Source organism: Microcystis sp. LE18-22.4A, assembly GCF_027531105.1.
Lineage (GTDB): Bacteria > Cyanobacteriota > Cyanobacteriia > Cyanobacteriales > Microcystaceae > Microcystis > Microcystis aeruginosa.
On record NZ_JAPZRB010000055.1, the window covers coordinates 1 to 8,819 of the forward strand.

Below are 8,819 nucleotides of genomic sequence, written 5' to 3' on the forward strand. Positions count from 1 at the left end.
CAGGGGGTCAATTACCTAATTTTCAGGGAAAAAGTCCCGGAATTTTCCCCCCAATCACTCCAAAGGTCGGCACTTTTTGAGGGAAAACAAGTCTAAAAACCCTATCCAACAAGGTTTTTAGATTTATTCAGCAAACCCTAATTACACATCTCAAGGGAAATTAATTTGGCACGACTACTTAACGAATTATTGCGATCGCTTGCCAGGAACTAATTTTCAGCGATAATCTAAAGTCAGAGTCCATCGGGAGATAAGATCATGAACTTTCGTCTAGTTCTATTTTCAGGCCTTGTTACCGCTTTAGTCGGGGCAGGTATCGGTTATGGCATTAGCCGCATTGAACGCAATCCCAGCCAAGTCAACTATAAAAATCCCTATAACTATCAAATCATCTATGGACGTTATTTTGCCGGTGCCGGGGCAGCCTTGGGCTTCTGTGTGGGCGCGGGTTTGCAAATGGTCAAAGAACTCAAAGAAGAAAGAGATAGAGAAATGGGCATCCTAGATGATGGCTCAGAATTCTAGTCTTTTGGGGCTAATTCCTCAAGAATGACGAATTGAACGTGATTAATCGCTAAATCGCCGATGGGAACTTGGGTTTTTAACACCGGTTGTCCTTCACTGAGCATTCGTTCAAAGGGGATATCTTTGGCAATTTCCGTGTGATACCAAGCTAAACCCATAAAGAAACGATTGGGATAGGGACCACCTTCAAAGATATCATCGGGATTGGACTCCATGGGAACCCAACCGATAGAGGGGAGATAAAATTCCATCCAGACGTGATTGTAATCTGGTTCGAGGGGTAAATTACGTTCGAGGGGATGGGGTGGGCATTTATAACGTCCTACCGTACGACAGGCAATACCATTGAGACGACACAAAGCCAATAATAAACCCACATATTCGCCACAGGAACCCACTCCGCGCCGCAGGGCAATATCGGGGGTGTCGATGTTGGGTTTGATGCCGTAGGAAAGCTGATCATAGACGTAGTTACGAATACTATAAACTTTTCTGAGTAGATTGGTTTCCCGACCGATCGCTTCTTGGGCAGCATTGAGGATAATTTCTGTATTCATAGCCAGATCATCATTATCGATCAAATAGCGATCGGGAAAATCGGCGGGTAAGGGAGGTAAATCTTCGCAATCTTTGGGAGTAATTTGGTATTTAATTCCCCACACTTCTAAGACCACTTTCCAACCAAAAATATGACGTTGTTTGGCGGTTATTTGCTTGAACTTAAATACTGCCACCCGCTGCCCGTCTTGAATTTCTTCAGTAAAAGGCAATCCCACCGCTTCGACGCTGCGAATTTTTTGCCGCGGTGTTTCTAGGGGTAAAGCGATGCGCCATTCCACATCTTTTAGTTCGATATTATATAGAGGTTCCAATTCCTCGACGTAGGATAATTCAATCAGATAACCATTAGAAAGGGCGTATTTTTTAGCGGGATCGTAGTGAAAATATAGAGGATGGACAAAAGTACGCGGACGATAACTAAGTTCGTAAACCTGTTCGGAATTGGGATTATCGCGGATAAAGGGTTCTTGGAAAGCATAGGCCACATATAAGATATCCTTGCCACTGTTCGCATTGCGATAAAATGCTAATCCCGTCGGTGATTCAAAAGGAGTTATCATGCTAAAAAGCTGTTCTCCCGTGGCGCGATCAAGACAGTAAACCGTTTGTTCTAGGGTATCCGTTAGCCAAAGTTCTTCCCCGCGAATAGTGATATTTTCGATGCCGATACCCGGTGCGTACAAACGAGTAATTTCCTGTCCCGATTGGCGATCAAATATAAAGATTTGTCCAGAACGTTGACAAGTGACATAAATTGTGTTAGCAGTTACGGCGACTCCGTTAGCGGTGTAGGGAAGACGGGTAAAAAATTTCGGGGTAAAATCTTCGAGAGTGCAGCAGTAGAGATTTTCGCGGGTAGTAAACCAGAGGTTATTTTGATCATCGATGGCCAATCCCGTCGTCCCGACGAATTCTTGCCAGCGATGGGAATTAAGTACAGTTGTATGACCAGTATCGAGGGCAATTTGGTATAAATAGCCGTTTTTTGCGTCGATAGCGATTAATTTGTTATCTTGAAATACAATTCCGTGCAGGGCCGTGGCGCTAATCGGGCGAATCGTTTGACGATGGGAGGGAAGACTGGCAGGATCGAAAATCATAGGAGGAAGCGAAAAGGGAGGGTGTTTTTAAGTGAATAAAACAGCAATTCTCCCCACGATAGCAAATTTTATCGCCCTTGAATGCTCGTAATGAACTCCAATTCCGAAAAAAATGTCAAGAATTGTCACCTATAGTCCCTCTCATACCCTTGTACCTACCTACGAGTGTTTCAATCGTTGCAGTTATTGTAATTTTCGCAGGGATTTAGGCACTGATGGCTGGTTAAGTCTAGACAAGGTCAAAGAGATTTTAACTGCTTTGCAGGGTTCGGAAATTACGGAAATTTTAATTCTTAGCGGCGAAGTTCATCCTTTAGCAGCCAATCGAGAGTCATGGTTTCGGCATATTTATAATTTAGCAGCATTGGCTTTAAATATGGGTTTTTATCCCCATACCAATGCGGGGATTTTAACTTTTGCCGAGATGGAAAAACTGAAAAATGTCAATCTATCTATGGGCATAATGTTAGAACAAATGACGGTGACTTTATTAGATACCGTCCATCGTCATGCCCCCAGTAAAGTGCCATCCCTGCGCTTAGAGCAGTTACAATGGGCGGGAGAATTAGGAATTCCTTTTACCACGGGTTTATTATTAGGAATTGGTGAAACAGAATGCGATCGCTTAGTAACCTTAGAAACTATTGCCACTATTCATCAACGTTGGGGACATATTCAAGAAGTGATCCTACAACCCTACAATCCGGGCAAAAGAGAACAGTGGCAAAATAATCCTTTTGATCTGCAAAAATTACCCGATCTGGTTAGGCAAGCCAGGGAAATTTTGCCCCCAGATATTGTCATTCAAATTCCCCCGAATTTAGTACCCGATCCTCTTTTTCTCTTGGATTGTTTAGCGGCAGGAGCGCGGGATTTAGGCGGTATTGGCATTATCGATGAAGTTAATCCCGATTACCTCCATTTACACCCCGATAAATTAAAGGAATTTTTAGCAGTTTATGGCTGGGAATTAAAGGCGCGTCTGCCGGTTTATCAGTAATCAGTAAACAGTAATCAGTAATCAGTGAAAAGATAGCACTGTTAATGCCATTTAACACTCCTTACTTAATACCGCTTAATTGATTATTATTCATTCTTAATTTTCCTGACGACCGACTCCTAACTCCTAGCGCCTAACTCCTAACTCCTGACGACCGACTCCTAACCCTAACAACAATTTTTGATTTTTACCAGAGGTCTTATGATTCCATCAAGCGAGCGCTACTGGCTCAAAAATGCTCATATTCCCGTTTCCCTGCTAGAAAATGAGAGTTTCTCTCCCCAAACCTCCGAGGGATTAACCTTAGTTAATCTGGAAATTAATGACGGTAACATTAATCGCATCACCTCAACCATCCCCCCCGAAGATAATATTCCCGTTATTGACCTCAAAAAAAAGATTATTTTTCCTTGCTTTGTTGATATGCACACCCATCTCGATAAAGGTCATAGTTGGCATCGTTGTCCTAACCATGATGGCACTTTTGACAGTGCCTTAAAAATGGCCCTAGAGGATTCCCGACGGGAGTGGCGCTTAGAGGATGTGTATCGTCGCATGGAATTCGGCGTTAAATGCAGTTATGCGCACGGAACCGCCGCTATTCGCACCCATATCGACTCTTTTGGTCAACAGGCACAGATTAGCTTAACTGCTTTGGCAGAATTGCAACGACAATGGGCCGGTAAAATCACCCTGCAAGCGGTTTCTCTAGTTTCCCTTGACTACTATCAAACCTCCGAGGGAGCGGCCTTAGCCGATAAAATTGCCGAATTTGGGGGTATATTAGGGGGAGTAGCCTACACAAATCCCGATTTACAGGCACAAATTGATATTACCTTCAAATTAGCCCAAGAAAGGGGTTTAAATCTCGATTTTCATCTGGATGAAAACGGCGATTCCGATTCTACCTGTTTAGCAGCGATCGCGCGTACTGCTATCAAAGAGCAATTTGACGGACAAATCATCTGTGGTCACTGTTGCAGTTTAGCGGTACAATCCCCTGAAATAATCCAAGAAACCCTAAATTTAGTCAAAAATGCGGGCATTGCTATCGTTAGCTTGCCGATGTGCAATCTCTACCTACAGGATCGTCAAGAGGAAAAAACCCCCTTTTGGCGCGGGACAACTAAGGTAAAAGAGATGAAAAAAGCGGGAATTCCGGTTGCTTTTGCCAGCGATAACTGTCGCGATCCCTTTTATGGTTTTGGGGATCACGATGGTTTAGAAGTCTTTACCCAAGCGGTGCGGATTGCCCATCTCGACACACCCTACGCTGACTGGATAAATAGTGTCACCCTCACCCCAGCCAATCTGCTCGGATTGCCCCATTTAGGGCGCATTAAGACGGGTCTAGAGGCAAATTTGTTAATTTTCAAGGCTCGCTACTTTAGCGAGCTATTATCGCGACCACAGTGGGATCGCCTTGTGATTCGGCGCGGGTTGAGCATCGATACTACTCTCCCCGATTACCAAGAGTTAGATGATTTAGTTCTAGGAATTGAGCAAATCCTGTAAGGGTTTGACAAAAACCACCGATTCTAGGTTGATAGCACCGTAAATATGGGGAAAGGTCTCTTTTTCTAGCTCTAGAGTGGCATTTTCTGGGTTAGGATGCTGGGGCTGCTCCCATTTGACCGGGGCCTGCAATTGTTCAGGAGAAATGGCTAAAACCAGCAAATCTGGCTGATTTTGATAAAAAGCGGCCACAACTTTCGGAATTTGTTCTAAGGTGGAGCAATGGATAAATCCCTCATTTTTTAGGGAATACGCCCGATATTCCCCCATTTCACGAGCTATTTGCCAACCTCTTTCTGTAGTGATGTGATAGATCATCGGTTCGCCTCCTACTGTAACCTTATTCCTAATTTTAGGATATAGCCTGAAGCTGTCAGCGGCCCTCAATTCTCTTAAACTAGGGGTCAGGGAATAAAGACAAGAAATTTGTCCGACCAATTACCAGAAAAAAATTGCCGATAATGGCCTCAAAATCTCTTGATAGTCTCCTTTTACCTGATATTAACCTTTTCCCCTTAAAATGAGCTTACCGAGCCAGTAACTGCAAAAATCTATGCTAGATAAAATATTTACTCCCAATCCCTACGCTGAAAAACCCGCGCCGCTGCGTCCTCGCAAGGGGGTAATTATCGGTGTTGGTCAGGTGGGGATGGCCTGCGCTTACTCGATGTTAATTCAAGACTGTTTTGATGAATTAATTCTGCAAGATATCGCCACGGATAAAGTCGAAGGGGAAGTGATGGATTTAAGGCACGGAATGCCTTTTATTGAACCCACAGACTTGAAAATGGGAACCGTGGCCGATGTGGGACAAAATGCCGATGTGGTGATTATTACTGCCGGGGCTGCCCAAAAAGAGGGAGAAACCAGATTACATCTTCTTGAGCGAAATGTGGCGATTTTTCGCCGTATTCTGGAGGATGTGGCTGTTTACTGCCCCAGTGCTTTGATTTTGGTGGTGAGTAATCCTGTCGATATCATGACCTATGTTACCTTGAAAATCACCAATTTTCCGCCCTCTAGGGTGATTGGTTCGGGTACGGTGCTAGATTCTGCCCGTTTACGCTCTCTTTTATCCACCCAACTCCATGTAGATGCGCGTAACGTCCACGCTTATATTATCGGTGAACACGGGGATAGTGAGCTTGCTGTCTGGAGTTCGGCTAATATCGGAGGAGCAAGGTTACTAGAAAGAGATTGGCAGGATTTAAGCGCAGCCGACCAAGAAAGCTTAACAGAAATTTTTCTTCAGGTTAAAAACGCCGCCTATGAAATTATCAAACGCAAGGGTTATACTAGCTATGCGATCGGTTTAGCTACCACGGATATCGTTAAAGCGATTTTACGTTCCCAAGAAAGAATTCTGACTATTAGCACTCTCCTCGATGGTCAATACGGTCTCAAAGATGTGTGTTTAAGTATTCCCTCGGTGGTTAACGAGAAAGGAGTAATTAAAACTCTGAATCTTGCTCTCAGTCCCAGAGAAATGGAACAGTTACATAATTCGGCCAAAATTATGCGCGATTTAATCGATCAACTCAAAATTTAACTTAGGGTTGGCTGAATAAATCTAAAAACATTGTTGGCTAAGATTTTTAGATTTTTTTGCCCTCAAAAAGTGCCGAACATAAGAGCGATTGGGGGCAAAATTTTGGCACTTTTTCCCCGAAAATTAGGTAATTGTGGGGTGGACTGAAGCAATTAGTGCTAGACTTCCCGAAAAGTCTATTTTATTGCAGCTTGTTGTTAGGGATATGCTCTGGCTAATACGCTTTTAGTTATGATATGGGGAAAAGTTCCGGCGATGGCGCTAAAATGGGGTGATATGCCGAGAGTTTTTACATATCGTTACTCTCAGCAGTGTTATTCGGAAAGTTTCTGTATAATCAATGGTTATGCAGCTCCTCCGTTGATGGAGTTGATGCTTGAGAACTTTTAGTTCGTCATCTAAGTTGATGGGTGTCACCTCTTGTTTGAATGCGAACCAGTAAGGAGTGAAATTAAGATCCATGGACTCTATTAAAGCCAACATGAAGAAGCAAAAGGGGGATGATCTAGAACGTGCAGTAAAACTTATAGAAGAAGCAATTCTCAAATATTCTTCAACACTAGACCCAGATAAGTTCGTTGTAGAAAACAAAAAAATTGTAATTGCTGAAGGTGTTCTGCATGAGATCGATCTATATGTTGAAGTTTCAGTAGCTCAAGGCTATAAAAGTAAATTCATCTTTGAGTGCAAGAATTGGAAGCAGAATGTAGGAAAAAATGATATCATCATTTTTTCAGAAAAGATTCAAGCAACATCCTCGCAGAAAGGCTTCTTCGTCGCCAGAGGATTTAGCAAGGGTGCTACTGCTCAAGCTGCAAAGGATGAACGCATCGAGTTACTTCTGGCATCAGACTTTCCTCTCGATTATCCACGAATGCTAGTCACAGGTAGAAGTGGGTTTAATGGAGACATAAAATTGACAAAACGTTCCGCTATTGGCAAGATAGACCCCTCTTTTATGACAATTGACATATCAACAGCAAAAGCTATCTTCAATGGAAATGAGATAGATCTGTACGAATTTTTAGGTGAAGAGTCAAACCAAGGCTTTAATGAGGCATTGAAGCAAATTGATACCACGAAGCTAGATCCAGGAGCATACCCAATACAATTTCAGAGAACGATGGTACTTCCCGAAAACCAGTTGCTCGTGAACGGTGATGATATTGCCAAAATTCATTTAGATGTTTCGGTTGAATTACTAATACATAAGCCACGAGTTATTCACCACTTTGCCATAGAAGGTCGTGGCAAATATATAGAGTTAGAGCCTTATGACTATGGCACAGGACATGGAGAATTAATAATTACACTTGCTGCACCATTGGAAAATGATGTTACTCTTGAAAGAAACTGACTGCTGCATAACAATCCGCTTGCACACCGACCGTATCAAGTTAGTTGGTTGAGTGCGATGCCGAAGGCACTGCGTAGCAGCACGCCGCTCTGGTAGTTAATGAAATGTAACGCACCTCTTTTTTCTCTAGCCGTAGTACCATGCTCATTCATTGAAGCAAGTGATTGTAAGCTAACGGGGTTTTTTGATTTTTGAAAAGGCGATCGTTAGTTACCGTCCTGACTTAAAAAATAGCCAACTGCACGCTGAAGCTGTTCCATCCCTTGTTGCAGTTGGTCAATACGAGCCTTAGATTCCTCCATTTGTTGAGCAGTAGCTTCCACAAACCGATCAATACGCCGATTCGTTGCCTCACTGATTGCTGCTAATCTGTCAATATTGCTTTCTATTCGCTCTATTCGCTGCTGACTTGCCTCTAGACTGGCTTCAATACGGTCTAACCGAGAACTTTGCCACCACATTTAGTTAACACCTTGAAAATAAGCGATTATTGTCCTCAGTTTAGCAAATCTTTAGACAAATTAATCTCTTTTCATAGGGCGATCGCTTGAGGTGAAACTGCGATCGCTGGTTGCTTAGTTAATGAAATGTAACGCACATATTTTTTCTCCAGTCAAACTATTTTTGACTAATCTCGAATGCTAAGTCGTATCTGTAAAAACAGACATCAAAGGCAAGAAAAAAGTTCATCTGTCCTAGTATTAGCGGCGCATATTTATCTTGTGTCCAAGCAAAGGCTAAATCTACGGTGGGGAATTGCTCAACAGTAGCTTTAACAACCAATGCACCAGCTTCAAATCTAGCTAAATTACCTCCTAATGGCAGAGATAGCCTTTGGTTTTCCCAGACTGCACCTAAAGCTAAACCCATTTCATAGGGCAACACATTAACACTAGAGCCAGTATCCAAGAGACCCGAAACATTCAAGGATTGACTTTGATAAGTTAATGTCAATGTTGACAATCCCGTCGCGCTTATGCGAGGGATTCTTGGTTCACTGACTCAAGTTGTCTTAGCAGGTATTTCTACCAACCAAAATAGAGCTTAAATCTCCCCAAGCGTTTAGGTCTAACGACCAGCTTCCGATATGCCCTATCGTAGCTTTTTTGAGTATATTCAAGGCCGCCATTTTGTCTCTATCTTCCACATATCCGCAGGAACAAACATGAGTTCTAACTGATAGAGACTTTTGGATTAACCGACCACAATTAA

General features: G+C 42.9%; 10 protein-coding genes. 5 read left to right on the top strand and 5 right to left on the bottom strand.

All coding sequences use genetic code 11. The features are described from left to right. Positions 1 to 258: 258 nt before the first annotated feature. Positions 259 to 525: a hypothetical protein gene (locus O9295_RS02645; RefSeq protein ID WP_002763196.1), complete on the top strand. Its 267-nt coding sequence runs from the start codon at positions 259 to 261 to the stop codon at positions 523 to 525. Here the strand turns inward: O9295_RS02645 and O9295_RS02650 are convergent. Further along, on the bottom strand, positions 522 to 2,186 hold the full coding sequence (locus O9295_RS02650; RefSeq protein ID WP_288031475.1) for a transglutaminase domain-containing protein: 1,665 nt from the start codon (positions 2,184 to 2,186) through the stop codon (positions 522 to 524). The genes O9295_RS02645 and O9295_RS02650 overlap by 4 nt on opposite strands. Before the next feature lie 112 nt (positions 2,187 to 2,298). Here O9295_RS02650 and cofG point away from each other — a divergent pair, with 112 nt between their 5' ends. Further along, entirely contained in the window at positions 2,299 to 3,186 is an 888-nt protein-coding gene (cofG, locus tag O9295_RS02655; protein ID WP_288031478.1) for a 7,8-didemethyl-8-hydroxy-5-deazariboflavin synthase subunit CofG, read from the top strand. A gap of 201 nt (positions 3,187 to 3,387) precedes the next feature. Next, entirely contained in the window at positions 3,388 to 4,701 is a 1,314-nt protein-coding gene (locus O9295_RS02660; RefSeq protein WP_288031480.1) for a cytosine deaminase, read from the top strand. Here the strand turns inward: O9295_RS02660 and O9295_RS02665 are convergent. After that, the gene (locus O9295_RS02665) at positions 4,678 to 5,019 is read right to left on the bottom strand and encodes a DUF952 domain-containing protein (RefSeq protein ID WP_288031481.1); all 342 of its coding nucleotides are present in this window, start codon (positions 5,017 to 5,019) and stop codon (positions 4,678 to 4,680) included. The two genes, O9295_RS02660 and O9295_RS02665, sit on opposite strands and share 24 nt — an antisense overlap. A 235-nt stretch (positions 5,020 to 5,254) precedes the next feature. On the opposite strand from O9295_RS02665, the gene O9295_RS02670 reads away from it, so the two are divergent. Together O9295_RS02670 and O9295_RS02675 are read left to right on the top strand one after the other, a co-directional pair. Next, a complete protein-coding gene (locus O9295_RS02670; RefSeq protein WP_288031484.1) occupies positions 5,255 to 6,250 on the top strand; it encodes an L-lactate dehydrogenase in 996 nt (331 codons plus the stop codon). A 460-nt stretch (positions 6,251 to 6,710) separates the two neighbouring features. Then, complete coding sequence (locus tag O9295_RS02675) at positions 6,711 to 7,607, top strand: restriction endonuclease (RefSeq protein WP_288031485.1); 897 nt, start codon at positions 6,711 to 6,713, stop codon at positions 7,605 to 7,607. Positions 7,608 to 7,813: 206 nt separating this feature from the next. On the opposite strand, the gene O9295_RS02680 is transcribed toward O9295_RS02675, so the two are convergent. From O9295_RS02680 to O9295_RS02690, 3 genes are all read right to left on the bottom strand, one after another. Beyond that, complete coding sequence (locus O9295_RS02680) at positions 7,814 to 8,068, bottom strand: hypothetical protein (protein WP_002755102.1); 255 nt, start codon at positions 8,066 to 8,068, stop codon at positions 7,814 to 7,816. Between the two features lie 157 nt (positions 8,069 to 8,225). Next, a complete protein-coding gene (locus O9295_RS02685; protein WP_041803699.1) occupies positions 8,226 to 8,570 on the bottom strand; it encodes a pepsin/retropepsin-like aspartic protease family protein in 345 nt (114 codons plus the stop codon). 49 nt (positions 8,571 to 8,619) lie between these two features. Next, the coding region (locus O9295_RS02690; protein ID WP_272081033.1) for a zinc ribbon domain-containing protein at positions 8,620 to 8,819 on the bottom strand (200 nt) is incomplete at its 5' end.